The 25,318-nt window shown below is 68.3% G+C and carries 24 protein-coding genes and 1 pseudogene; 5 read left to right on the forward strand and 20 right to left on the reverse strand.

The annotated features are described in order from the left end of the window. The first annotated feature begins 31 nt into the window (after positions 1-31). Complete coding sequence (locus tag FHR84_RS08440) at positions 32-1,267, forward strand: D-alanyl-D-alanine carboxypeptidase family protein (protein WP_343075202.1); 1,236 nt, start codon at positions 32-34, stop codon at positions 1,265-1,267. A gap of 165 nt (positions 1,268-1,432) precedes the next feature. Here FHR84_RS08440 and FHR84_RS08445 read toward each other — a convergent pair whose 3' ends face one another. The 9 genes from FHR84_RS08445 to FHR84_RS08485 all read right to left on the reverse strand — a co-directional run bounded on the left by FHR84_RS08445 (position 1,433) and on the right by FHR84_RS08485 (position 7,765). Continuing rightward, positions 1,433-2,470 (reverse strand): YhjD/YihY/BrkB family envelope integrity protein, encoded by a 1,038-nt coding sequence (locus FHR84_RS08445; protein ID WP_179534948.1) that lies wholly within the window; start codon positions 2,468-2,470, stop codon positions 1,433-1,435. 55 nt (positions 2,471-2,525) lie between these two features. Next, a complete protein-coding gene (gene trpS, locus FHR84_RS08450; protein WP_179534949.1) occupies positions 2,526-3,569 on the reverse strand; it encodes a tryptophan--tRNA ligase in 1,044 nt (347 codons plus the stop codon). A gap of 106 nt (positions 3,570-3,675) precedes the next feature. After that, entirely contained in the window at positions 3,676-3,921 is a 246-nt protein-coding gene (locus FHR84_RS08455; RefSeq protein ID WP_179534950.1) for a hypothetical protein, read from the reverse strand. 317 nt (positions 3,922-4,238) lie between these two features. Continuing rightward, positions 4,239-4,751 carry a hypothetical protein gene (locus tag FHR84_RS08460; RefSeq protein WP_179534951.1) on the reverse strand — a complete coding sequence of 171 codons (513 nt, stop codon included), beginning with the start codon at positions 4,749-4,751 and terminating at the stop codon, positions 4,239-4,241. Between the two features lie 54 nt (positions 4,752-4,805). Continuing rightward, positions 4,806-4,946, reverse strand: coding sequence for a hypothetical protein (locus tag FHR84_RS08465; protein ID WP_179534952.1), 141 nt, complete (start codon positions 4,944-4,946; stop codon positions 4,806-4,808). Positions 4,947-5,031: 85 nt separating this feature from the next. Beyond that, positions 5,032-6,012, reverse strand: coding sequence for a putative T7SS-secreted protein (locus FHR84_RS08470; protein WP_343075229.1), 981 nt, complete (start codon positions 6,010-6,012; stop codon positions 5,032-5,034). 57 nt (positions 6,013-6,069) lie between these two features. Beyond that, entirely contained in the window at positions 6,070-6,249 is a 180-nt protein-coding gene (locus FHR84_RS08475; protein WP_179534954.1) for a hypothetical protein, read from the reverse strand. Positions 6,250-6,469: 220 nt separating this feature from the next. Further along, positions 6,470-6,982, reverse strand: a complete 513-nt coding sequence (locus FHR84_RS08480) for a hypothetical protein (RefSeq protein WP_179534955.1) — start codon at positions 6,980-6,982, stop codon at positions 6,470-6,472. 156 nt (positions 6,983-7,138) lie between these two features. Beyond that, on the reverse strand, positions 7,139-7,765 hold the full coding sequence (locus FHR84_RS08485) for a hypothetical protein (protein WP_179534956.1): 627 nt from the start codon (positions 7,763-7,765) through the stop codon (positions 7,139-7,141). A gap of 243 nt (positions 7,766-8,008) precedes the next feature. Here FHR84_RS08485 and FHR84_RS08490 point away from each other — a divergent pair, with 243 nt between their 5' ends. Next, on the forward strand, positions 8,009-9,973 hold the full coding sequence (locus tag FHR84_RS08490) for an ArnT family glycosyltransferase (RefSeq protein ID WP_246300399.1): 1,965 nt from the start codon (positions 8,009-8,011) through the stop codon (positions 9,971-9,973). A gap of 104 nt (positions 9,974-10,077) precedes the next feature. Here the strand turns inward: FHR84_RS08490 and FHR84_RS08495 are convergent, their stop codons facing one another. Then, positions 10,078-12,666, reverse strand: a complete 2,589-nt coding sequence (locus FHR84_RS08495) for a bifunctional FO biosynthesis protein CofGH (RefSeq protein WP_179534957.1) — start codon at positions 12,664-12,666, stop codon at positions 10,078-10,080. 169 nt (positions 12,667-12,835) lie between these two features. Here FHR84_RS08495 and FHR84_RS08500 point away from each other — a divergent pair, with 169 nt between their 5' ends. Further along, positions 12,836-14,326, forward strand: coding sequence for a S8 family peptidase (locus FHR84_RS08500; protein ID WP_343075203.1), 1,491 nt, complete (start codon positions 12,836-12,838; stop codon positions 14,324-14,326). 398 nt (positions 14,327-14,724) lie between these two features. Here FHR84_RS08500 and FHR84_RS08505 read toward each other — a convergent pair whose 3' ends face one another. The 7 genes and pseudogenes from FHR84_RS08505 to FHR84_RS08535 form a co-directional block, all read right to left on the reverse strand. Further along, positions 14,725-15,132, reverse strand: a complete 408-nt coding sequence (locus tag FHR84_RS08505; RefSeq protein WP_179534958.1) for an SgcJ/EcaC family oxidoreductase — start codon at positions 15,130-15,132, stop codon at positions 14,725-14,727. A gap of 113 nt (positions 15,133-15,245) precedes the next feature. Next, positions 15,246-15,365 (reverse strand): annotated as a pseudogene (locus FHR84_RS23205) (exodeoxyribonuclease III); the annotation flags it as partial. A gap of 863 nt (positions 15,366-16,228) precedes the next feature. Beyond that, positions 16,229-16,645 carry a hypothetical protein gene (locus tag FHR84_RS08515; protein WP_179534959.1) on the reverse strand — a complete coding sequence of 139 codons (417 nt, stop codon included), beginning with the start codon at positions 16,643-16,645 and terminating at the stop codon, positions 16,229-16,231. Between the two features lie 39 nt (positions 16,646-16,684). Further along, positions 16,685-17,542 carry a helix-turn-helix domain-containing protein gene (locus FHR84_RS08520; protein ID WP_179534960.1) on the reverse strand — a complete coding sequence of 286 codons (858 nt, stop codon included), beginning with the start codon at positions 17,540-17,542 and terminating at the stop codon, positions 16,685-16,687. Beyond that, positions 17,529-18,038, reverse strand: coding sequence for a DUF6879 family protein (locus tag FHR84_RS08525; protein ID WP_179534961.1), 510 nt, complete (start codon positions 18,036-18,038; stop codon positions 17,529-17,531). Before FHR84_RS08525 ends, FHR84_RS08520 begins: the two co-directional genes overlap by 14 nt. Further along, positions 18,035-18,238 (reverse strand): hypothetical protein, encoded by a 204-nt coding sequence (locus FHR84_RS08530; protein ID WP_218862586.1) that lies wholly within the window; start codon positions 18,236-18,238, stop codon positions 18,035-18,037. Before FHR84_RS08530 ends, FHR84_RS08525 begins: the two co-directional genes overlap by 4 nt. Before the next feature lie 721 nt (positions 18,239-18,959). Then, positions 18,960-19,766, reverse strand: coding sequence for an exodeoxyribonuclease III (locus FHR84_RS08535; RefSeq protein ID WP_179534963.1), 807 nt, complete (start codon positions 19,764-19,766; stop codon positions 18,960-18,962). A 181-nt stretch (positions 19,767-19,947) separates the two neighbouring features. Between FHR84_RS08535 and FHR84_RS08540 the strand changes: the two genes are divergently transcribed. Next, positions 19,948-21,570, forward strand: coding sequence for an adenosine deaminase family protein (locus FHR84_RS08540; RefSeq protein WP_179534964.1), 1,623 nt, complete (start codon positions 19,948-19,950; stop codon positions 21,568-21,570). A 69-nt stretch (positions 21,571-21,639) separates the two neighbouring features. Here the strand turns inward: FHR84_RS08540 and FHR84_RS08545 are convergent, their stop codons facing one another. Continuing rightward, positions 21,640-22,173 carry a DUF488 domain-containing protein gene (locus FHR84_RS08545; RefSeq protein WP_246300400.1) on the reverse strand — a complete coding sequence of 178 codons (534 nt, stop codon included), beginning with the start codon at positions 22,171-22,173 and terminating at the stop codon, positions 21,640-21,642. Between the two features lie 215 nt (positions 22,174-22,388). Beyond that, positions 22,389-23,306 carry a 1,4-dihydroxy-2-naphthoyl-CoA synthase gene (locus FHR84_RS08550; RefSeq protein ID WP_179535381.1) on the reverse strand — a complete coding sequence of 306 codons (918 nt, stop codon included), beginning with the start codon at positions 23,304-23,306 and terminating at the stop codon, positions 22,389-22,391. Between the two features lie 188 nt (positions 23,307-23,494). On the opposite strand from FHR84_RS08550, the gene FHR84_RS08555 reads away from it, so the two are divergent. After that, positions 23,495-24,289, forward strand: coding sequence for an alpha/beta fold hydrolase (locus FHR84_RS08555; protein WP_179534966.1), 795 nt, complete (start codon positions 23,495-23,497; stop codon positions 24,287-24,289). A 7-nt stretch (positions 24,290-24,296) separates the two neighbouring features. Here FHR84_RS08555 and FHR84_RS08560 read toward each other — a convergent pair whose 3' ends face one another. Beyond that, complete coding sequence (locus FHR84_RS08560) at positions 24,297-25,073, reverse strand: MmyB family transcriptional regulator (protein WP_179534967.1); 777 nt, start codon at positions 25,071-25,073, stop codon at positions 24,297-24,299. Between the last annotated feature and the right edge of the window lie 245 nt (positions 25,074-25,318).

Below are 25,318 nucleotides of genomic sequence, written 5' to 3' on the forward strand. Positions count from 1 at the left end.
CGTCCACGTGGTGTGACCTACGCTGACTCGCGTGCCCCCAGCATCCGGACGCGTCCCACCGGCTCTCACGTGCCTGCTCGCGACCATGACCGTGCTGTCCGTGCTGGCGCCGCCGTCCGTCGCGGCAGCGGTCTCCCAGGACCAGCGGCGCGAGCGTGCGGGCTGTTCGAACGCCACCTCGCCCCCGCCGCCCGTGGACAGCTCCGAGGTCCCTCCGCCGGGGATGCCCACCCCGGATCCGCTGCCGGTTCCGGACGAGCCGCTCGGCGGGGAGCGGATGGGCGAGTGCGGGCTCGTGGCACCACCGCAGGCACCGCCCCCTCCCCGGGAGGTCGGTGCGGCCGGCTGGATCGTCGCCGAGCTGGGCAGCGGCGACGTGCTGGCCGCGCGGAACCCGCACGGCAGGCACCGCCCCGCATCGGTGATCAAGATCCTCACCGCGCTCGTCGCGGTCCGCGAGCTCGAGATGTCCGACACGGTCACGGCCACCCGCGCCGACGCGGCGACCGAGGGCAGTTCGGTCGGGCTCGAACCGGGAGTCACCTACACGGTTCGTCAGGTGTTGACCGGGCTGATCCTGCAGTCGGGCAACGACGCCGCGCACGCTCTCGCGCGCGAGCTCGGCGGACGGCGGGAGGCGGTGCGCCGGATGAACGAGCTGGCCCGAGAGCTCGGCGCCACCGACACCCGGGCAGCCACCGTGTCCGGGCTGGACGGGCCCGGCATGAGCACCTCGGCCTACGATCTGGCGCTGATCCTGCGCGCCGCCCTGAACGACGCCGAGTTCGCGGAGATCGCGAGCACGCACCGGGCCGAGCTGCCTTCTCCCCCCGGGCAGCCGCCGCTGCGCATCGCCAGTGACAGCGATGTGGTCCTGAACTACCCGGGGGCCCTGTTCGGGAAGACCGGCTTCACCGACGACGCCAGGCACACCAGGGTGGTGGCGGCCGAACGCGGCGGGCACCGGTTGGTCGCCGTGCTGCTACGCGGGGAGCACCGCCCGGTCGACATGTCCGAACAGGCCGCGGCGCTGTTGGACCACGGGTTCCGGCTGACCGGGCAACGGCGGGTGGGCGAGCTGGTCACGCGCCGAACCACCACACCGACCGCGTCCGCCCCCGGGAGAACCGAGGAACACCCGCGGCAGGCCGCGGGCCCCGACGAACCCCGCGGGCTCCCACCGGTCGTCGGGTTCCTCGGCGCACTGCTGCTGGCCGCGCTGGCCGTGCTGACGGCCGTCGTGCTGCACCGGAGACGGACCCGTTGAACGGTTCCCGGTAAGCACGAAGGTCAGCGGGTCGGTTCGCGTGGCCGCTCGGTGGCGGAACCTCTCGCGGGCTCTCGTCCCGGGTGCCCGACGTCGAGCAGTCACCCACGCCACGTCGGGCCTTCCTCGCGAGAGAACCCGCGGCACCGCCAGCACTCCAAAACGTCAGCGGCGCCCTCGGGTCAACCACCCGAGCAGCACGCCGAGGCCGAACATCCCGAGCACGGCACGCGCGCCGCCCCGCTGCCGCGCCACGGGGGTGATCACGGCCGGAGGAGGCGGTTCCGGGGGGACCATTCGCAGGTTCTCCCCCGCCGAGGCCGTCCACGCGGTCACGAACAGCAGGAACCGGGAGGTCAGGTAGGCGAAGACCAGCAGCCCGAGTATCGGCCCGAAGGCCGCTGCCGCCGGGGAGCCGCTCAGGGTGTTCAGGTAGAGCACCCCGACCTGCTTGAGCACCTCGAACCCCACGGCCGCGAACAACGCGCCCCACACCGCCGTCCGGAGCACCACGGGTTTTCTGGGCAGTCTGGCCAGCACCCACAGGAACACCAGCCAGCTCGCGGCCAGCGACAGCAGCAGGGCCAGCACCCACAGCGCGAAGTTGGCCGCCGTCGTGTCCCCCACCCCGGCCATCCGGAACAGCATCCGCCCCACACCGCCGCCGAGGGCGCTGATGCCGAACGAAACGACCATGGCCAGCCCCAGCCCGAGCAGGGCGGCCAGGTCGGCGAGCATCCGGCGGGGCAGGGACAGCGCGGTGGGGCCCTGCCCCCACTGCGCGGTCAGCGCCTCACGCAGGTTGGTCATCCAGCCGAGACCGGAGTAGAGGGCGGCCAGCAACCCGATGAGCCCCACGGCCCCGGCCTGGGCGATCGCTTCCTCCACGATCCCGTTGACCAGCTCGCTCAACTGCGCGCTGGGCACGGACTCCGCGATCGCCGTCTGGAGGCGCTCCAGCAGGGCCGGATTGCTGGTGAGCACGAAACCGGCGATCGCGAAGGCGATCATCAGCAGCGGCACGAGCGCGAGCACGCTGAAGTAGGTGATCGCGGCGGCGTAGTAGTCACCGTAGTTCCGCTGGTAGCGCTGGGCCGCTCTGACGAGGCGGTCGAACCACGGGTACCTGCCGCGCAGCAGTTCGACCCTGCCGGGCGCGGGACTTCGGTGCGCGGCACGTCCGGGCTGGCTACGGTCGGCCACCTGCTCACCTCCGCACCGTCGAACTTCGGTGGAAGGCTACCCCAAAAGGATCAGTTCAGCCCACCGGAGGCAGGAACCCCACTCGGTCGTACGCCTCGCGGAGGGTCTCGGAGGCCACCGCACGGGCGCGCTCCGTCCCGCGGTGCAGGATCTTGTCCAGTTCGGCCGGATCGTCCAGGTACTCCCGGACGCGGGCCTGGAACGGCGTCAGGAAGTCGGCCAGCACCGCTCCCAGGTCCTTCTTGAGGTCCCCGTAACCGCTGCCCTCGTAGGCCGTCTCCAGCTCGGCCACGGACCTGCCGGTCATGCCGGAGTAGATGACCAGCAGATTGCTCACCCCCGGCTTGTTCTCCGGGTCGTAGCGGATGTCGCGCTCGTTGTCGGTGACCGCGGAACGGATCTTCTTCGCGGTGCGCTTGGGATCCTCCATGAACTCCACGACCCCGGAGGGGATCGACTTGCTCATCTTCGAGGTCGGATCCTGCAGGTCGAATATCCGGGCCGTGTCGGAGGGGATGTGCGCGTCGGGCACGACGAAGGTCCGCCCGAAGCGCGAGTTGAAGCGCTGGGCGAGCGTGCGGCTCAGCTCCAGGTGCTGGCGCTGGTCCTCGCCCACCGGAACCAGGTCGGTTCCGTAGAGCAGGATGTCCGCGGCCATCAGCGCGGGGTAGGTGAACAGCCCGACGCTGACGTGCTCGTCCTCCTGGCGCGCCGACTTGTCCTTGAACTGGGTCATCCGCGCGGCCTCGCCGTAGCCGGTCAGGCACTCCAGCACCCAGCTCAGCTGGGCGTGTTCGGCGACGTGGCTCTGCACGAACAGCGTGCTGCGCTCCGGGTCGATCCCCAGCGCCAGCAGCTGGGCGGCCGCGTTGCGGGTGTTCTCACGCAGCTCGGCGGGGTCCTTGGGCATGGTGACCGAGTGGAGGTCGACCACGCAGTAGAAGGCGTCGTGCGACTCCTGCAGCGCTATCCAGTTGCGCAGCGCTCCGAGGTAGTTCCCCAGTTGGAAAGAACCGGCAGTGGGCTGGATACCGGAGAAGACGCGCGGGCGCGCGGACGACGCGCCGGACTCCTCGGCAACTGAACTCTCGCTGTGCACGTCCACGATTCTGGCAGAGCGATTCCAGCTGTTTTCCTCCGAGGGGCCGCGCCACCCGCCGGGTTCTCCGCGGAGCGCGGCTCCGGGAGCTCGGGGCGAGCCGGGGTCACGTCCTGCGCTGGTTCTCCGGCTGAACGGGAACCTTCTTCCTCCGCAGCGCCCCGACGAGCATTCCCGTGACACCGAGCACGACGGTCACCAGGCCCACCGGGGTGCTCAGCGCGTCCAGCGGGGTCGCCTGGGCCTGTGAGTGGTGCTCCGGAACAGCGGCGTGCGCTGAGACGCCGCCCGTGAGCAACGTCAACACGAGCGCTGACAGCCACGCGCCCCCGCGAGCCGTGTGTTTACGCACGAGCTCTGCCTCCCTGGTCGGATCTCGCATCTAGAAGCAGCGCGGAGTCGCGAGCACGACCCGCACACGTCACCCAACCCGTGCGCCCCAGGAACGATCCACCGAACCGCCGGAACGGCAGTGCTCCACGATCGTGTGATGACCGCGCAGATCGTAATCGGTCGTACACACACGGGGCCGCACCGGGGGCGGGCACGTACGACCGCCCCGGAGAGCACCGGCCGCCACCCGTGGGACGCCCGGACGGGCGCGGGGGTTGCCCCGCCCCGGCGGAAAATCCAGCAAGAATTCGGCGCGGGGCGAGGACCGGTCCGCGCTCACTCACCGTGCTTCGCCTCGATCGACTCGTCGGGCGCGACCGAGGCGACGAACTGCTGAAAATCATCCATCAACTCGGTGTACTGCTGCTGGTTCGCGGTGAGAACCAGCCGCAGGATCGCCCGCCGCTCGGGACCGGAGACGTCGACCAGCGCCAGGTAGATCTGACACTGGAACAGCTCGCGCTCGACGCCGTTGATCTCGACCGACATGCGCAACACCTGCCCGAGCCCGGGCGAAGCAGGTGTGCCCAGCTCCGAACGATGCGTGACGGTCACCGTCCGAGCCAGCTGCTCGACGTTCTGCACGGACTCGTCGGCCGTCCCGGCGAGCGTCTCCGCTTCCGACTGGACGTGCCCGTCGATGGTTATGCTCGCCAGCGAGTGCGGCTGCTGTGATTCGGGGTGGACCGCGACGAAAGCCGCTTCGGGAGCACCGATCCGGTCGGGGTCCGCCGCCTGCCACCCGTTCGGGATTTCGAAGGTGATGGGGATGGGCAATTCCGTTGCCAACGTTGACTCCGTCCCTGTCGATCGGTTGCACGGGATCGCGTAGCACGCGAGTGATCATTCGAATGCCCCGGTGACGGTGTCCCAGGTCGAGCTGGCCGTCTCGCCGACGTTCTGAGCCGCGTCCTCGGCGAACTGGGCCGCGTCGGTGGCCGTAGCCGCTACGTCCTTCGGGTCCACGGTGAGCTCTACTCCCACCTTGCCTCCCAGTGCCGGGGAAATTCCGGCACTGGCCCCAACATGCCACTTTCCGTTCTGATCCGGCCCGAAGTCCACACCTGCTTCAGCACCGGCACCGGCCCAGCCTTCGGCGGTGGCGTTGAGACCGATTCCCCCGACATCCCCACCGACTTTGCCGGTGGCCTTGGCTCCGGCGAACGCACCGGCATTCGCGTGCAGCCCATCGGCCCCGACGGATCCGCTGGCGCTGGCCTTGGCGCCCACGAACCCTTCGACCTTGCCGTTGCACCCCGTGTACGGGGTTGTACCCCGTGTACGGGCCGAGTTCGGCCTTGCCCTGCGCGGTCGCCTTACCACCGGCCATGACCTCGGCCTTGGCCGCTATGCCCTCGTTGGTCACCGCACCGGACAGCGATGCCTCCGCGGCGACGGTCGCGGCCGCCTTGCCCGAGAGCTTGAACGGCCCGTTGCTGAGCGATCCCTCGGCACTGGCTTTGGCGAGTTGAGCGAAGGCTTTGAGCTCACCCATCTTCTCGCCCTTCGGCCAGGAGGCCGACCAGCCGGCATCCGGGCCGCTGGCAGAGGTTTTGCCCTTCGCTGACCAACCTTCGGTGATCGCCTCGACCATGCTGTCCAAGGCTCCCGGGGACTGCGCACCACCACGGATCTTCGCGACCGCACGAGTTCCGGCGGCATCCAGCTCGCGACGCGCGTGTGACAGCAGTTCACGAGCTTGTTCGCGATACTGGTCACCAGCCTGAGCGGCGGAGCTCGAAGCGTTCGCCGCGTGTGTCCGGGAGGGGGACCGCTGAGCTTCCGCCTCGCCCTTCTCCCACAGGGTGACGGCCTCTCCCGCTTTGTTCTGCGCCCAACGCAAGGTCTCCGCGTAGTCGAGCAATGCGCCGGAAGCGGAGTTCAGCGAATCCCGCACCGCCATCCACTTCGGAGGCTCCTTGGAGAAACTCGCCCGAAAGGAATCGGCGGCCCCTCCCTCCCAATCACCGACGTCCATCTTTCCGAGATCGTCGCGCACCGTCACATACTGCTCGCCCTTCTTGCGAAGGGCGGAAACTTTTTGATCCAGACCGTCCGGGTCCCGGGAACGAGCTCCTTGGGGCCTTGGACTCCCCCAGCTCCGCCGTCATTGCCCCCCGGGCACACGCGCCTGCAGGGCGTCCATTATCCCCGCCAGCTCGGAGGAAGCGGCCTCGTCGCTGTCCTCGTAGTTCTTCGCCGATTCGGCGAGCGCGGTGCCGATGTATTCCACGTTGCCCTTCAAGACCTCGGTTCCCGTGAGCACCGCGGAACAGAATTCGTCCACAGCTCCGAAAAGTTCGTCATGGCCGTACTCACCCGCACCGCCACAAACCGAACGAACCTCGCCCTCTCTTACATCACTTACGATTTCCCCGAGGCGTGATCCGAATTTCCTCAAAGATTCCGGGTCCACAAGGACAGTCACGTAAACCTCTCAGTGTTCTCGCAACGACCGGACAGCGACATCCCCGAAAAGAACGGATGTTTCTGCGCTGCCGCACCGGTCACAGTTTGCCGAAGGCGACGCCGCGCCAGGTCCAGCCGTGCGCGAGGACAGCCTTCCTGAGCGGGGCCTTCATGTCCTCGGAGGAGAAAGTGGTCTGCCGGTACGCGCGTAACTTGCCGTTCTCGTCCCGTTCTATCTTCCAGGAGGCTTGGGACTTCTTCTGCGGCCCGCGTTCGTACTCCAGCCCGTGGACGAGCTCGGGGTAGCCGCGCGTCCAGTCCACGGTCCACGTTCGGTCCGTGGAGCGGACCTCGCGCTTCTCGGGGTTCAGCCGCATCAGGATGCTGTAGAACTCACGCTGGCTGAACGTCCTGAAGTGCTCGTACCAGGCCGGGTTCATGACCCGCCACTCGGAAACCAGGTCGACCCCCTCGGGAGAGCCGTCCCGCACGACGAAAGAAGCATCCGGTCTGTTCACCCCCATCAGAGCCTGGTAGACCTCCTGCGGTGAACGCTGCGGCACGTTCTTGTCCGGCCGCTCGGTGCCGATTAGCCAGTCGAAAATTCCCATGTCCAGCTCCACGACGATCGGCGCGGTGCGAGCGTACTAGCGGTCACGCACCGGACCCCCGTGGGCTCGAGCACGGTCCGCACAGGACGAACCGTGCTCGTGGCGGACTCGCAGGCAACGGTCGAACGGCCGCGTGCGCATCACTCCGCTCCCGGCTCAGTCGTTGCCCGAACCGCCCGTACCCGCCCCGCCGCCCGGGGCGTCTCCACCCCGAGCCGGGCCACCGTCGGCCTCCTCGCGGACAACGGTGCTCGCGGTGGCGGACCCCCCGGACTGCGCTGCCACGACTGTCACGGTTTCCCCACTGCTCAGCGCGTCGATCGTGGAGTCACCGCCGTCGACGACCGTGGAGGAGTCCACCGCGTACTCGCGGCTGTAGCCGTCGTCGCTCTCCACGGTGAGGCTCTCCGCGCTCACCTCCGTCACGTCTCCGGTCTGCAGCTTCCTCGTGGCGTACTCGCCCTGCCCGGTCCGCACGGCGAACTCCCCGTGCAACGCGTCGGACAGCGCGGAAGCACCACCGGCGCCGCCGACGCCCCGGCCGTCGCCACGCGCCTGGAATCCTCCTCCCGGCCCACCCATCGCGCTGTCACCGCCGGACCCCCCGGAAGTGGCGGCGAACACGACCACGCCGCCCACCACCGCGATTCCGCAGGCGATCAGCACTGCCGCGACGGTGCGGTTCCTCCCCCCGGTTCTCCGCTCCCCGCCGGACTCGCTCGCGGGGCCGCTCGCGGCCTCCTCCCGGGGGATTTCCGTGGTGTTCTCGGGTTCTTCCTTCATGGCCGTACTCCGCACTCCTACGAGGCGTTCCTCTCCCACGGAACCCACGCTGGCAGGAGAAGCTGGACGTTCGCCGGGAACGAGGTAACGATTCGCCGGGAGAACGGCGGGGATGTCGGGGCCGCGGTGCGGCGACCGATCCCGGCTCCGGCGCTCGAGCCGGAGCAGTCCGGCGTGGACTCCCGGCCGGCAGTCAGCCGACGTCCAGGAAACACTCAGTTCCCGGTGGCACGCTCGCCGAACATGGACACCCTCACCCGACGGCGGGAGCCGAGCACACCCGAGGGGCGAGCACCGGCGAACCGGCTCGCGCGGATGCTGCGCGGCGGGCCGAACGACCCCGCCCGGGTACGCCCCGCGCTGCTGGTGCTGCTCGCGCTGACCGCCCTGCTGCACCTGTGGGCGTTGAACGCCTCCGGCTGGGCCAACGGTTTCTACTCGGCGGCCGTGCAGGCCGGGACACAGAGCTGGAAGGCGTGGCTGTTCGGCTCCAGCGACGCCTCCAACGCGATCACCGTGGACAAACCGCCCGCGGCGCTGTGGCTGATGGTGCTGTCGGCGCGGGTCCTCGGTTTCGGTTCCTGGAGCGTGCTCCTGCCACAGGCCCTCGCCGGCGTGGCCACCGTGGGACTGCTGTACGCGACGGTACGGCGCTGCTCGGGTCCGACCGCGGGCCTGATCGCCGGGACCGTGCAGGCCCTGACGCCGGTGGCGGTGTTGATGTTCCGGTTCAACAACCCGGACGCCCTGCTGGTGCTGCTGCTGGTCGCCGCGGCCTACTGCGCGGTGCGGGCCACCGAGCGGGCGAGCCCGTGGTGGCTGGCCCTGGCCGGAGTCGCGGTCGGGTTCGGTTTCCTGACCAAGATGTTCCAGGCGTTCGCGGTGCTGCCCGTTCTCGCTCTGGTGTACCTGCTGGCCGCACCCACCACACCGTGGCGACGGCTGTGGCACCTGCTGACGGCCGGAGCCGCCGTGACGCTGTCCGCTGGCTGGTACATCGCGCTGGTCGAACTGTGGCCGGCTCCGGCACGCCCCTACATCGGAGGATCCCAGCACAACAGTCTGCTGGAGCTCACCTTCGGCTACAACGGGTTCGGCAGGCTGACCGGGGAGGAGACCGGCGGGCTCGGCAACACCAACTCCGACGCCGGTTGGAACCGCCTGCTCGGCGGCGAGATGGGGGACCAGATCGGCTGGTTGCTCCCCGCGGCGCTGATCGCCCTGGCGGTCGGACTCCGGTCGGTCCGCAAGGCGCCGCGCACCGACCTCACCCGTGTGGGGCTGCTGCTGTGGGGCGGCTGGCTGCTGCTGACCGGAACGGTGTTCAGCTACGCGAACGGGATCATCCACTCCTACTACACCGTTGCCCTGGCACCGGCCGTCGCCGCGCTCTTCGGTTCGGGGGCGGTGCTGCTCTGGCAGCGCCGCGCCGACCCGCGAGCCCGAACCGCCCTGGCGGGGACGGTTGTGCTCACCGTCGTTCTGACGGCCCTGCTGCTGGCGCGGGCCCCGGACTGGAACCCGTGGCTGCGTTTCCTCACCGCCGGAGCGGGACTCGGCAGCGCGTTCCTGCTGCTGTTCGCCGACCGGCTGCCCCGTCCGGTGGCCAGGACCGGTGCCGTGCTGGCCCTGGTGGCCTGCCTCGCGGCTCCGGCCTCCTACTCACTGGCCACCGCCGCCACCCCGCACACCGGGGTGATGCCCACCGCGGGCCCGAGCGGGTCCGGCGGCCCCGGAGGAGCACCCGCGGGCACCGGTCGCGGTGGCCGCCCCACCGGCCCGACCACCGCGACCGGCGGGGGACCCGGTGGCCCCTCCGGGAACGGAGGACCGTTCTCCGTCGAGCTCCCGAGCGAACAGGTCGAGGAGCTGCTGCGCCGGGACGCGAGCTCCTACACCTGGGTGGCCGCCGTGACCGGTTCCAGCAACGCGGCGGGCTACCAGCTCGCCGCCCGCGAACCCGTCATGGCGATCGGCGGTTTCAACGGGACGGACCCGTTCCCGACACCGGAACGCTTCCGCGAGCTGGTCGCGAACGGACGGATCCACTACTACGTCGCGGGCTCCGTCACGGGCGGACGCACCGAGTCCACGACGGACACGACGGCCTCCCGGATCGAGAGCTGGGTGCAGCGCAACTACACCGCCACCGCCGTCGGCGATACCACGGTCTACGACCTGACCGACATTTCCGGAAAACCTCGGTGAACCGGCATCCGGAACGGAACCGGAACCAGCACGAAGTACGCGCGGACGTTTCCGGCCCTCCGCGGAGGGCCGGAAACGTCCGCGCACCGTTCGACTCACACCGTTCACACCGGCTGCTCGGAAATCCCGAGCTGCACCACCGGCGCCGGTCCGTAGGCGGTATCCCGCTGCCGGGCCCTCCTGCCCGCGCGCCGCGAAACCCCGTCGAGCTGCTCGATCGTGCGCTGCGACCCGTGCTCGGAGCCGGCCATCCTGCTGATGGTCTCCTCCATCAGCGTGCCGCCGAGGTCGTTGGCCCCGCCGCACAGCACTTCGGCCGTTTCCTCGTCACCCAGCTTGACCCAGGAGCACTGGATGTTGTCCACCCGACCGTGCAGGGCCAGCCGCGCCATCGCGTGCACCGCCCGGTTGTCCCTGCGGGTGGGACCGGGCCTGGCCAGCCCCGCGAGGTAGATCGGGGCGTTGCGGTGCACGAAGGGCAACGCGACGAACTCGGTGAATCCCGCGCTGCCGTTCTCGCGCGCGGTGTCCTGCACACCGGCCAAGGTGCGCAGGTGGCCGAGCCAGTGCTCCGGGGTGTCCACGTGCCCGTACATCATCGTGGAGGAGGAGCGGATCCCGAGCCGGTGGGCGGTGCTGACGACGTCGATCCACTCCGCGGCCGGGAGCTTGCCCTTGGTCAGCACCCAGCGCACGTCGTCGTCGAGGATCTCGGCCGCGGTCCCCGGGATCGTGTCCAGCCCCGCGTCCCGCAGCTCGGTCAACCACTCCTCGACGCTGCTCCCCGCCTTGGCGGCAGCGCTGACGATCTCCATCGGGCTGAAGGCGTGCACGTGCATGTCGGGCACCCGGTTCTTGACCGCGCGCACGAGCTCCGCATAGGCGCCGACGGGCAGCTTCGGGTCGATACCGCCCTGCATGCACACCTCGGTGGCACCCTCACGGCGTGCTTCCTCGGCCCGGTCGGCCACGTCCTCCGGGGAGAGCCGGAAGGCGTCCGCGTCCCGCTCGCGCTGAGCGAAGGCGCAGAACCGGCAGCCCACGTAGCACACATTGGAAAAGTTGATGTTGCGGTTGATCACGTAGGTGACGTCCGGACCCACCACATCGGCCCGCAGCTGGTCCGCCAACCGCGCCATCTCGTCCAGCGCGGTTCCCTCGCAGGTCAGCAGCGCCATGGCCGCGTCGTTGTTGGCCTCGTCCAACAGCGCCGCCGGGTTCCGCTCGGCCAGCCGGAGCCCCTCGGCCACCTCGGAGTCGAGCCTCTCCGGCTGCCGGGTCCCGGGAAGCTTGCCGCGCAGCTCCTCCCAGTCACCGTAGACGCTGTCGAAGTCCCCACGGCGTTCCGCGCTGCGCCCCTCGGTGTCGATGCTGCTGTTCAGATCGGTGCGTCCGACCGATTCGAGCCCGCCGTCCGGCTCCTGCCACGGCAGGCCCTCCGGCCGGGCGTCCGCCCGCGCCATGCCGTCCGGATCGGCCAGCTCGGCCACGTGGGTGGCCACCCTCGGGTCCAGCCAGGGAGTGCTGTCACCGGACAGTCCGGCGCGCACGTACTTCGGGTAGGCCGTCAACCGCTCGCGGAGCTCGAAACCGCCCGCCTCGGTCTGTTCGGCGAGTTCGTCGATGCGCGGCCAGGGACGTTCCGGGTTCACGTGGTCCGGGGTGACCGGTGAGACCCCGCCCCAGTCGTCGATGCCCGCACGCAGCATCAGGGTGTGCTCCTCGCCGACCAGGTTCGGCGGGGCCTGCACGCTCACGCCCGAGGGCATCAGCAGCCGCGCCACGGCGATGGTCGCGGCCAGGTCCTGCAGATCGGCGTCGGGCATCCCGCGCATGGCCGTGTCCGGCTTGGCGCGGAAGTTCTGCACGATGATCTCCTGGATGTGCCCGTACTGGCGGGCGCTGGCCCGCAGCTCCAGCAGGGAGTCGGCGCGCTCGGCCGTGGTTTCGCCGATTCCGATGAGGATCCCGCTGGTGAACGGCACGCCCACCCGCCCCGAGTCGGCCAGCACCCGCAGCCGAACCGAGGGCTCCTTGTCCGGGCTGGCGTAGTGCGGGTTCCCGGGCCGGCTCCACAGGCGTTCCGAAGTGGTCTCCAGCATCATCCCCATGCTCGGGGCGACGGGTTTGAGCCTGGTGAGCTCGGACCATCCGAGCACACCGGGGTTGAGGTGGGGCAGCAGCCCGGTCTCCTCGAGCACCGCGATGGCGCAGGACCGCACGTAGTCGATCGTCGAGGAGTAGCCGCGCTCGTGCAGCCACTCGGAGGCGACCGACCACCTGTCCTCCGGGCGATCCCCGAGGGTGAACAGCGCTTCCTTGCAGCCCGCCTCGGCGCCCTGCCTGGCGATCTCCAGGACTTCCTCCCGTTCCAGGAAGGGGGCCTCCACCTTGTGCGGAACGGTCGCGAACGTGCAGTAGTGGCAGCGGTCCCTGCACAGCCGGGTGAGCGGGACGAACACCTTGCGGCTGTAGCTGACGACCCCGAGCCGCCCCTCGGCACGCAGGTGGGCGTCCCGGACCTTTCCCGCTGCTTCGAGCAACGTGTCCAGATCGGCGCCACGCGCGTGCAGCAGCACGGATGCCTCGGTGGCGTCCAGGGTCACGCCCTCGGAGGCTCTGCGTAGCGCGCGGCGCATGGCCGAGGCGCTCGGTGTGGGTTCTGGCGGCGGTACTTCCGAATCGACCGACACGCCAAGACCCTAACGCCGAACCGGAGCCGGCAACACGGATCAACACGCGGCATGCATCACGCCACGCGATCAGTCCACGGCACGATTACTCCATTGTGACCTATCGAACGGCGCCATTCGGGCCCAAACTTCCACATTCAGTAATGTGTCGAGCCCTTTGGGAGATTCGGTGTCATCCAAACAACTGGGACTGAGACCACTCAGAATGGTCGGTTCAGCTCTCGCGCTGACCATGCTCGTGCCCGCGGCCGCTGCCGCGGCGCCCGAAACCGCCCCCGCTGACTCGACCCCGGCGCACTTCATCGTGGTGGGACCGTCCGAGGGCGGGTTGGAACGAACGGCCGAGTCGGTACGCGAGTCCGACGGGACGGTGATGCGGAGCTGGCCGGAGATAGGGGTGCTGCTGGCCGGCTCGGCCTCCCCCGAGTTCGCCGCGCGGGTGCGCGGGGAACCCGGCGTGCGCGCCGCGGGAGCCAGCCGCGACCTCGCCGAGAAGTTACCGGACGGGCGAAAGACCTCCCCCGCGGGCGTGGGCCGGGAGCAGACGGTCGAAATCGCCGACGCCCCGGACGACTCGACGGGACGGGACCCGCTCGCGGCCCAGCAGTGGGACATGCGCTTGATCGACGCTCCCGAGGCCCACGAGGTCGGACGAGGCTCCGGGGCCACGGTCGGCGTCCTGGATTCCGGGATCGACCCCGATCACCCCGACCTCGCCCCCAACGTCGACGCCGAGCGCTCGGTCGGCTGCACCGACGACGGGGCCCCCGACCGTTCCAGGGAGGCGTGGACGCCGAGCACGAGCTACCACGGGACGCACGTGGCGGGCAGCGTGGCGGCCGCGCGCAACGACGTCGGCATCGCCGGAGTGGCTCCCGAGGCGGACCTCGTCTCGATCAAGGTCGTCAACGACGACGGGTTCATCTACCCGTCGGCGGCCATCTGCGGTTTCATGTGGGCCGCCGAGCACGGCGTGGACGTGACCAACAGCTCCTACTTCGTCGACCCCTGGTACCTGTGGTGCGCGAACGACCCGGACCAGGCGGCGGTCTCCGAAGCCGTCCGCCGTGCGGTCGGCTACGCGAGCGGTCACGACGTGGTCAACACTGTGGCCGCGGGCAACAGCGGCTGGAACCTGTCCCAGCCGATCCACGACACCAACAGCCCCAACAACGGCGGCCCCACACAGGACCGGTGGGCCGGTCCCGGCTGCGACGTGCTCCCCGCCGAGCTTCCCGGGACCGTGTCCGTGTCGTCCGTGGGGCCAGAGCGGAGCAAGTCCTTCTACTCGAACCACGGGATCAACGCGATCGACGTGACCGCTCCCGGTGGGGACAGCAGGCAGGACGCGGACACCCCCTCCGGCAACGGCGCGGTGCTGTCCACGCTGCCCGACGGCGAGTGGGGCTACGCCCAGGGCACCTCGATGGCCTCCCCGCACGCCGCCGGGGTGGCCGCGTTGATCCGGGCCGAGCACCCGGGCTGGAGCTCCGCGCGCGTGGTCTCCGCACTGGGCGAGCAGGCCGACACGATCCCGTGCCCGAAGCACTACGACACCGACGGCGACGGGGTCAGGGACGCGAAGTGCCGGGGCGGCGCAACCGGGGCCGGCTTCTACGGCGCCGGTCTCGTCGATGCCCTGGAGGCCGTGCGCGGCTGACTCCGAAGGCGGGGCGGTCGAGCGGCGGGCCACACCGCTCGACCGCCCGCTCAGGAACGTGAGCCCGGCGGTCCGGCGGGTCTCGGAGCGGCCCCTGGGGTCGGCCGGGTGCTCTTGTCCGGACAGATGCAGAAGTGCAGCCCGCAGACCGGGCATTTCGGCGGGGTCTTGTGCGGCAGCATGCGAACGCCTCCAGAGGCAGCGACACGGTTTTGTGTATCGGACGACGCACCCCGTTCAATGGTGGGTTGCACTTCCGACAAAACCACCGGACAGGTGAGGCCGACCCCTCGATTATCACCCGTTCGGGCGGGTACGCACTCCACGATGTGGAGTCCGTGCCGTCGTGGTCCACAGCGCTCGCCGCTGCAGGCAAGGGGATTCGCCGGTGCGGGCTCTCACGTCACCGGCGTGTTCTGCCCGATCCTGATTCGCCACTCGCCGTCGACCAGCTCGGCGATGACCATGAACATCGCCTCCACGGGATCTCCGCTCCACTCGGCACCGCCCGCCTCGGAACGGGCTGTGCGCTGTCGAGCGTGGACCGCGGCGAGCCCTGGTGCGAGGTGCGTGACGCTCTCGACCGTGTAATCGACGCTGACGTCCTCGAGCGGCCCGCCGGGGCCGAACACGGCGGACTGGGACCGGTACAGCGATTCCTTGCCGCGCACCAGCTTGCCACCGAAGTTGACGAAGACCGGGTCGTTCGCGAACAGGTCGTTCATGGCCCCGGCCTCGTTCGCGTTGAACGCGTGCTCGTAGCTCTCGACGAGATCCGCCAGGGCGCGGTCGGTTTCGTTCCGCAAGGTCTCCTCCTGTCATCGTGGACAGGACCGAAACTGCTACTTCGAGTCAACTCGATGTCAAGGGCGCCTGGCCCTACCGCGACAGCGCGCGGAACGATCTTCCGCTCCGGCGCTCAGAAGTCGTAGCAGACGGTCACCGGAGCGTGGTCGCTCCACCGCTTGTCGTAGGACGGCGCGCGCTCCACCACCGCCTCGGCGGCGCGCCCGGCCAGCCCACCGGTGGCCACGTGGTAACGGTCTTGTGTCCCCGGATACTCCTCCGGTGACCGTGAAGACCCGGAAGTGGCATTTGTTGGTCAGGGCCGGGCGATAATGTCCGGCCCCTTCTTTCCGCAAAGCAAGGCGACCAAATGAGACGCTGCCGCGATCGCCAGGACGAGATTCGACCTGGCACCGGTTCACGGTGCCCCGAATGCAGAGCGAGACTTTCGAAGTGTGCGTTAACGGACACGATAATTTCCACGCGGAGAACCGACCCGATGGCGCACGGGTGTGCATGAAGTGCCGGAATATGTACCACGAGAGAGGCCGGATCAACGGTCGTAGTGCTAACTCCGCCCCACCGCCGCCATCAAGCGGCGCGACGACCGAAAGGCGAATAACCGTGACCGAGAACGACGCTAACAACGGGCGCGAAGTTCGAGCGCCCAAGACTCAGAACGAGCACCTTTGGTGCATCGTGAACATGAAGGAACTGATCCACGCTGAACGCTCTACGGCGTTCACGCTGCACGCGCTGTGCTACGTCAACGGTGGCGAACGAGAGGCAGCCAAGGAAATACCTCTCGCACAAGACCGGTGTCTCTCAAGGGAAGATTCCGGGTATCGCTACCAAGCTGGTCGGGCTTGGCTTGTTCGATCGAACGGACAACCGGAAGGGCGGCCGGAACAGCTTAGGACCCGCAACCCCCGGGACCCCCTCCGGATGAGGACCCAGACACCGGGGGGAGAGCGCCTGACTTTCTGTGCAAAACTCAAATCCCTCAGACACGAAACCCCTGGTCATGACTTCGATCAGTAAAGCCATGACCAGGGGTTCTATGTTCAGGGGCGCTGATTTGCGCTGTGAGAGCTTGAGAAGGCTTCCCCGGACCCATCACCCTAGCGGCCGGATGATGACCGGCTGTGGAAGGTCGTCCGGCAGGAAGCACGGAACGTCCGGAGCTTCGAGCGCCATCGGTGCGCCCGGCTCCCCTGGCTCGGGAAGTCCGAGGATCGCTCGCAGCGCCCACAGCGCGCTTGAGTGGTACTGGTACGAGACCCGTTCCGGGTTGAACACTCCGGTGTCGTCCATCGTCGGCACGCGGTAGCCGGTCGCCCGGTGCTCGTCCCGCAGGATGAGGACATCCGCGCACGACTGGCGTTTGAACATCGCTGCCATGAGCTGAGGCTGACGCTCCGGCCCCCAGCGGATGAGCGTCCACCGTCGCCGCCGTAGCTCCTTGAGCAAGTCCTCAAGTTCGAGCGAGAACCTCTCCGCGGGCTTGTCCAGCTTTCCCGTCACCGTCGGCATACACCGACACTAAGACGGCAGGTCATCCCGTTTCGAGTTTTAGTCACGTGCTGGCATAAATTCCTCGGCAACCGTGCCGAGAAGGGTCTTCGCGTTCTCTCCGGTAAGGGATCGTTCGCGGAAGTAGTCAAACACGTTCAGGTGATAGGTAATGTCCCGATAGTCGCGTAAAGCGACGGTCCCGGAAAACATTTCGACGGTCACGAGCCGTTCATCATAGACAATGAAGATGTTCAACGGTGGAGAGCTGACCTGAGCCGAGTTCGGCAGGATAGCTAGGTCAACGTTCGGCCGTTGGGCTACCTCGCTCATGTGCCGTAACTGATCAGCCATAACCGGCGCTGGTGCTTGCTTGAGCCTGATCGCTTGCTCTGTCAGCAGGAAGTGGAACGAGCGTGATTCATCGTTCAACACGTCCTGAGCGTCTAGCCGCGCGTTTACGGCCCGATCAATATCGCGGGCGGTATCACCTTCGATGACCGGCGTTAGGACGCTACGCGCGTATTCAGGGGTTTGAATCAGACCGGATGGTATGACCGGCAAGAAATGCCGGACCGTCGAAGACGACTCGCAAAGAGCTTTGATCTCGGCTTGCCGTCGCCAGATTCCCATACGGGCCGACGAACGGACGGACACGTATTCGACGTTCGCCGTACGAGCGAGCGCGAGAAGGTCGTTCGCGACGTCGGACGGTACCGATTCGAGCCCTTGAAGAATCCGCTCCACGTCGGCAACGGACGGCAAGACACGACCGGACTCAATACGGCTGATCTTGGACTGAGACATAGCAGTACGAGCGGCTAGCCTCTCCCCGGAGAGTCCAGCCGCTTTCCGTAGCTGCTTGAGCGTGTCCGCTAGGTTCTTACGGTCTCGCTTCTCGGTATCAGGTTCGAGCATTAAACTCACTGAACGGCACCGCGTAGGCAAGTGCCGTGTCTCGCCACTTCCGGTACATCAACAGATCCGGGTTTTCCCGCTGATCAAGGTTGATCAACGTCCCGTCCGGGTTGAAGTTGAGATCAACCACGGTTTCGTCATCGAACAACCAGAAGTCATGTGCCGGAAGGTCAAGCTCAAGTTCGGTCGCGTCAAGGATGCGGATATCCTCCCCGGCTTCGATGTTGCCGGGTATCGACCAATCGAACTGGTGACGCTGGTACTCGGTGAAGGGCCGACGCACGACCCGGACACGGCCGATGGTCTTACCGGCCGCGAGGTAGCCGCGTACGCGTTCGTGCCACGCGGAGTTGTACCCCTCGGGCATCGGTTCCCCAGCACGCCAGAGTTCTAGCTCTTCTTGCTCCCCCGGCATGGTGTACGTCGGCTGAGTCTCGAAACGCCAGGCGGACCGCTGACACTCCGCGAACCGTTCGCGCAGGTTCGACAGGATCACTGCTTGACCCCCTGAAGGGCTTCCACGGCGGCTAGGACAACTTCCGGGGGCAGCTCTACGGCTGTTTCCCCGTCACCAAGGGTGAGCCCTTCTGTACCGGTCTCAACCGGGACCCCCTGGACTACGGCCGTGCCACGGTCGGAGACGTAGACGGCCGGACAGTTGTCGTCTTTGCACTCGGTGACCTTGTGAAGTCTCATGGTCACAGCTTCGGCCACCTGATCAGCACGGACAAGGGCTACCCGCGTTCTCGCATAAGACGGCCGGTCACGGGGAGGCAACCCCCGGAGATACGAGAAGCCCCCCGGCCGAAACCGGGGGTCAACCGTGCTACTTTACTTCCGCCAAGGTTCAAATAGCAGGGACGAGTGTACTCCCGGAAGGCACTCCCGGCGCTACCACCCCAGGCAGGTAGCGGAGCAGACCGGTTGAGTCCTGGTGACGGTTCACGGCCGTTGAGTGCCCGGTTAGAGCGGGTGAACCTCGCGTGTCAGGCAGAGCGGGATCTAGGCGGACCCGGCCCCGTACTTGGTAAGCCCTGGCACTCATGCTCAGCGAGCATGCCCTTCATCGCAGTCTCGCTGCAACCCCCGGACCGGTGTAGGCGTAGCAACCTGCACGGGGTGACGTCCGAAGTCAACAACTCCCGACGGCAGATGTCACCTTCCCTTGATCTCGGGTGAACTGTGTCTGTTTCACGGCTCATGCGAGATCAGGAGGATCGAGCCTTACCGGGTCCCCCGCTCCGGCAGGCCGGGGGTTGGGACCGGGGTTACTTCGGACTCGGGACCACAAGCAGGCTTGGAGCAAGCAAGGCGACGGCAGGGCAGCCCGTAGGAACTGGCAAGCCGCCAGGGACGCCAGGGCAACCACAGCGCCGCGTGACTCACCCCAGCCGCGCGACGCGCTCCGGTAGCGTGATCACGACGCAGGCCAGTCGAACGACACGGTTACGGGCGCGTGGTCACTCCATCGCTTGTCGTAGGACGGCGCGCGCTCCACCACCGCCTCGGTGGCGCGCCCGGCCAGCCCACCGGTGGCCACGTGGTAGTCGATCCGCCAGCCGGAGTCGTTGTCGAAGGCCTTCCCCCGGTAGGACCACCAGGAGTACGGCCCCGGCCCCTCGGGGAACAGGCCCCGGACCACATCGGTGTAGCCCGCCTCGTCGAACACCCTGCTCAGCCAGGCGCGTTCCTCGGGAAGGAAACCGGCCGACTTGCGGTTGTTCTTCCAGTTCTTCAGGTCGATCTCCTGGTGCGCGATGTTCCAGTCACCGCAGACCAGCACCTCCTTGCCCGCCCTCTCGGCCCGGGCCCGGAGCTCGTGCAGGTACGGCAGGAACTCATCCATGAAGCGTTCCTTCTCGTCCTGCTTCGGAGTCCCGGCCTCCCCGCTGGGCAGGTAGAGACTGCCGATGACCAGGCCGTCCAGCTCGATCTCGGCGTACCGGCCGCTGGTGTCGAACTCCTCGGAACCGAAGCCGATCCTGCTGTTCACCGGGGTGACGCGGCTGTAAACGGCGACTCCGCTGCGTCCCTTGTCCGCACTCGGGGCGAGCAGGGTGTGCCACCCCTCGGGAGCGCGCACCGCGTCCGAGAGCTGGTCGTACTCGGCACGCGTCTCCTGCATGCACACCACGTCGGCTCCGGTGGCGGCGAGCCACTCGACGAAGCCCTTCTTGGCCGCGGCGCGCAGGCCGTTCACATTCACCGTCGAGACAGTCAGCACGCCCCGAGGATAACCATGCCCGTCGAGCGCACCGGCCGCACACCCGAACCTCCGGTCCGCGCGGGTTCCCCGAGTGGGTGAACATCGCCATACCTTCTGGCGCGGCGGATCATCTCGCGCGAAGGTGATCGACTCGGATGGTCGCGAAACACCGACCTTCGAGCACACCGGAGGAACACGCATGAACCCGACCGGCCGACTTCCACGGCCCCACCTCCCCCGCGGCAGGCACAAGTACGGCAAAGCGGCCGGAATCGCGGTGGCCGCGCTCGTCACCGCCACCTCGCTGCCCGCGATGTCGGCGCAGGCGCAGCCACAGCCGGGCTGTGCCCCGTGGGACCGCGAGTGCCGGGTGAACCAGCACCTGGACGAGATCCGCTCCCAGCCCGAACGGCTGGCCGGGTTCGCCCGTGACATGCCCAAGGGCGGGGATCTGCACAACCACCTGTCCGGGGCGGTCTCCACGGAGTCGCTGATCCGCTACGCGGCCGAGGACGGCCGCTGCATCGACACCGAAACGCTGGCCGCCTCGAACGCCCCCTGCACCACGGGACAGCGCCCGGCCTCCGACGCGGTGAACGATCGGGGGTTCCGCCGGGAGGTCATGGAGGCCTGGTCCATGGAGGGCTTCGAACCGGGCGGCGCCGAGTCCGGCCACGACCACTTCTTCGCCACCTTCGGCAAGTTCGGCGCGGCCACCGAAGGCCGGGACGGCGACATGCTCGCCGAGGTGGCCGGAGACCTCGCCGAGCAGAACCAGTTCTACCTCGAGACCCTGCTGTCCAAGCAGTCCGCGGAGCTCGGCGAGCTCGTGGACCGCGTCGGTTTCGCCCCGAAAACCACCGGGGACTTCCAACGGCTGCGGAAGACGCTGCTGAGCGAGGGGCTCGGCAACCTCGAACGGGCCGCGCGCACCGACACCGAGCGGGACTTCGCCCGCTACCGGGACCTGTTGAACTGCGGGACCCGCACCGCCCTGCCCGGCTGCGATGTGGAGGTGCGGCTGGACTACCAGGTCTCCCGGGCACGTCCCCCGGCCAACGTGTTCGCACAGCTGCTGCTCGGCTTCGAACTCGCCCAGAGCGATCCGCGCTTCGTCGGGCTCAACATGGTCCAGCCCGAGGACGCCGAGATCTCGCTGCGGGACTACACGCTGCACATGCGCATGATCGAATACCTGAGTGCGCACCACCCCGAGGTCTCGGTGACGCTGCACGCCGGCGAACTGGTCCCGGGGCTGGTCAAACCCGAGGACCTGAGCTTCCACATCAACCAGGCCGTCAACATCGCCGGGGCCGACCGGATCGGGCACGGTGTCGACCTGCGCCACGAGGACGACTGGCGCGCGCTGGCCGCGCGCATGGCCGAACGCGACATCGCGGTGGAAGCCCCGTTGACGAGCAACTGCCAGATACTCCGGGTGTGCGGGCCGAAGGAGCACCCGCTGCCGACGTATCTGAAACACGACGTTCCGGTGGCGCTGTCCACCGACGACCCCGGTGTGTCCCGCAGCGACATCACGGCCGAGTACCGGCGTGCGGCAGCCGACTTCGGGCTCAGCTACTCGCAGCTCAAGGACAGCGCGCGCACCTCGCTGGAGCACGGCTTCCTTCCCGGTGAGAGCCTGTGGGCCGATGCGGACTCCCACCGGATGAAACCCGGGTGCACCGTGGCCGCACCGGGCGGGGGCAACCTGACCGCCTCCTGCGCCGGGCTGCTGAAATCCAGCCCGAAGGCCGAGTTGCAGTGGCGCCAGGAGAAGGCGTTCCACGCTTTCGAGGCCCGCTACGCGGCACGCGCCTGAGCGTCCGCCCCGCGGGAGCCCCCGCGAACCGGTGCGGTGGACGCCTCCGAGCTCCGCCGCACCGGCCGCTCACGGCATCCGCCAGTCCCCGTCGTAAACCAGCAGGCCGTCCGTGCGCAGCCGCGCCGCCCCCATCGGGGAGTGCTCCTGCAGGCTGCCGTCGGGCATGAGGTGGGCGGCCTCGACACCGTGGACCAGCATCACGTGGTCGGCGATCAAGCGCCGGTGGCAGCGCCACCACACGCTCTCCGCGCACATGACCGCCGTGCTGGTCCGCGCGGCCTCCTCCAGCAGCTCATCGAGCGCGGCGAGGAACTGCTCGGTGCGCATGTGCGCCGCGTAGGCGCGGAACGAGCTGTTCTCCCAGACCACGTCCGGCGAGTTCTCCGGCAGCCTGCGGAACCCGCCGAGGCGCTTCTCCCAGCGGTAGTCGACGCCCGTTTCGGGCAGCCAGTTCCGGATTTCCGAGCGGTTGAAGTCGGGGACGCGCCTGCTGCCCGGCGCGCTGCGCACATCCACGACGGACGAGACACCGGCCTCGTCCAGCGACCGCGCGAACTCCTCGCGGGTGGCCGTGCCGTGCCCGACCGTGATCAGCCGCATCACCGCTCCCATCTCGCTCGGTGACGAGCACGAGACATCTCGGGGAGAGACTATCCGGTGGAGAGGTGTTCGGCCGGGCGCTGAGCACGATGTGGGGACCGTCCGCGCGAGAGCGCCACGAGACCCCCGCGGCGGCACGAGTCTCCCGGTGAGACTTTCGGCGCCGCCGGCGCCGAAGCACCGCGCCGGCCATCAACACGACGAGAAAGAGCCAGTCAGTAGTACCAGGGAAAATCCGACCAGTCCGGGTCTCGCTTCTCCAGGAACGAGTCGCGCCCCTCGGCCGCCTCGTCTGTCATGTACGCGAGACGAGTCGTCTCCCCCGCGAAGATCTGCTGGCCGACCATACCGTCGTCGATGGCGTTGAAGGCGTACTTGAGCATGCGCTGCGCGGTCGGGGACTTACCGTTGATCTCGCGGGACCACTGCAACGCCGTCTCCTCCAGCTCACCGTGGGGGACAACGGTGTTGACCATGCCCATCCGGTGCGCGTCCTCGGCGCCGTAGGGACGGCCGAGGAAGAAGATCTCGCGTGCGAACTTCTGTCCGACCTGCCTGGCCAGGTAGGCCGAACCGTACCCGGCGTCGAAGCTGCCGACATCGGCGTCGGTCTGCTTGAACCGGGCGTGCTCCGCGCTGGCGAGCGTGAGGTCGCACACCACGTGCAGGCTGTGTCCGCCACCGGCGGCCCAACCGGGGACCACCGCGACGACGACCTTGGGCATGAAGCGGATCAGGCGCTGCACTTCGAGGATGTGCAGCCGCCCCGCCCGGGCGGGGTCGACGGTCTCGGCGGTCTCGCCCTCGGCGTACCGGTAACCGGAACGGCCCCTGATTCGCTGGTCGCCACCGGAGCAGAAGGCCCAACCGCCGTCCTTGGGGGACGGGCCGTTTCCCGTGAGCAGCACACAGCCGACGTCGCTGGTCATGCGGGCGTGGTCGAGCGCGCGGTAGAGCTCGTCGACGGTGTGCGGGCGGAAGGCGTTCCGTGACTCGGGGCGGTCGAACGCGATGCGGACGGTGCCCTTGCCCGGGCCGTCCTCGACGCAGCGGTGGTACGTGATGTCGGTGAAATCGAAGCCCGCCACAGGCTGCCACACGACCGGGTCGAACAGTTCGGAGATAGGCTGCATGCGTGTCGTCACGACCACGACGATAAGCTACCGCGTCCGCCACGGGCCGCCCGGTCACTTGTTGATTGCGAGTGCTCACTCATGGGAACCGGGGCCTGCGGACACACCAACGAAACTCCGTAGTGTCGTAAAACCGGGTTGATCCGGGATACTGGTCGGAGCGGCCACATTTCGCGGAAGGAACACGGATGCCACTGTCCTACGTCAACGGACGCGACCTGTACTTCGCGGACACCGGGGGCGACGAACGCCCCGCTGTGCTGCTGGGACACGGCTTCTTCATGGACCACACCATGTTCACCGCACAGGCCGAGGCTCTCTCGGCCCGCGGATACCGGGTGGTGACCTGGGACGCACGCGGGCACGGCGACACCCCGGCCGGGGACGCGCCGTTTACCTATTGGGACACCGCGCACGACTTGATCGGCCTGATGGACCACCTGGGCATCCGGCATGCGGTCGTCGGCGGCCTGTCGCAGGGCGGGTTCACCGCGCTGCGCACGGCGCTGCTCGCACCGCACCGAGTCACCGGCCTCCTGCTCCTGGACACCGAGGCGCACCCACTGTCCGATGAGGACCGCCGCGACTACACCGCCCTGTTCGGCGGACTGGCCGAACACGGCCCCGTGGACGAGCTGCTCGTTCCGCTGTCACAGCAAATCATCGGGGACCACCCGCAAGCGGCCCACTGGCGGCAACGCTGGAAAACTCGCCCGCTCCCCCTCGGTTCTCCCGCGCGGTGCCTGCTCGAACGCGACGACATCACCGCGCGCGCCGGTGAGGTCGCGTGCCCCACACTGCTGATGCGCGGCTCGAAGGACGTTTCCATCCCCCGTGAACGCATGGAGTTCCTGAACACGGCCATCCCGCAGGCGAGCCCTCTGCACGAGGTGGACGGGGCAGCCCACGCCCCACCCGTGACGCACCCCGAGGAAAGCACCTCGCTGCTGGTGTCCTTCTTGGATGCCCTGGACCGCCGGTAACTCCCCATCACGCCGGAATCCCCAGGTAGAGCTGCATCTCCTGGTTCGGGTCCGGAATCGGGTAGACCTGTGCCAGCAGCTCGACTTCCCGACCACGATCGAGGTCGTGGACCAGGAAATGCGGCTTGTGGCGCCCCAGGATCACCTCCTGCAGCTCCCACATCCGCACGAACTCCGTCGACCGCGAGAGCATGTCCAGGATCTCGGTGAACATGGGATTACCGGGCCTGCGCGCCATGAGAGCACGCAACCAGGCCACCGTCAGCCGCGCCTCGTGCTCCCACTCGACCATGACGGCCTTGGACTCCGGCATGTAGAAGAACCAGGTCAACACGTTGCCGACCTCGGTGATGCGCCGGAACACCCGACGGTACTCGGCGTTGGAGTACAACACGTTCCAGGACTCGTCGACGTAGGCGGCCAAACTCGGATGCAGTCCGTCCGCCGCCTCGCGCTGCACCGGCGTCACCTCCTGTCGCCACGCCGGTTCCACTTGGTCACCGCGTTGGGCACTGGCCAGGTCGTGGAGGTGCTGCCGTTCCACCGAGATGCTCCCGAGAGCATCGGCCAGTCGATCCACCACTGCCGGGGAGGGGTTGTCCGCGTGGCCCTGCTCCAGCTTCTGGACGTACCCCACGCTGGCCCGTGCCGCCGTTGCCAGCTCCGCCCGGTTCATCGCCGGGCGCGGTGTCCGATAGCTCGGGTCGGGCGCGAACGCGGCCGGCGGGGCACCTGACCGCAGGTGGCGTAAATAACTACCGAAAGTCGGCGGTTCGAGGATCACATCACGATTCTATGTCGAGACGCCGACTCCCAACGTAGCAGGTTGAACACGAAAAGTGCTCCAAGCGACGAACGTGACCACGTGACGCCCCGCGACTGGAGCGCCCATCCCCACGGCAGCCGAACACGGACCCGCGTGACCACCCGAATACGCACCGTAATAGGTGTCCCTGACAGGGATATCCCCGCGGGGGATATCCCTGGCGGTCACAGTTGTCCGCCGACGCCGCCGACGCACAGAATCCG

The organism is Actinopolyspora biskrensis (assembly GCF_013408175.1).
Classification (GTDB): Bacteria; Actinomycetota; Actinomycetes; order Mycobacteriales; family Pseudonocardiaceae; genus Actinopolyspora; species Actinopolyspora biskrensis.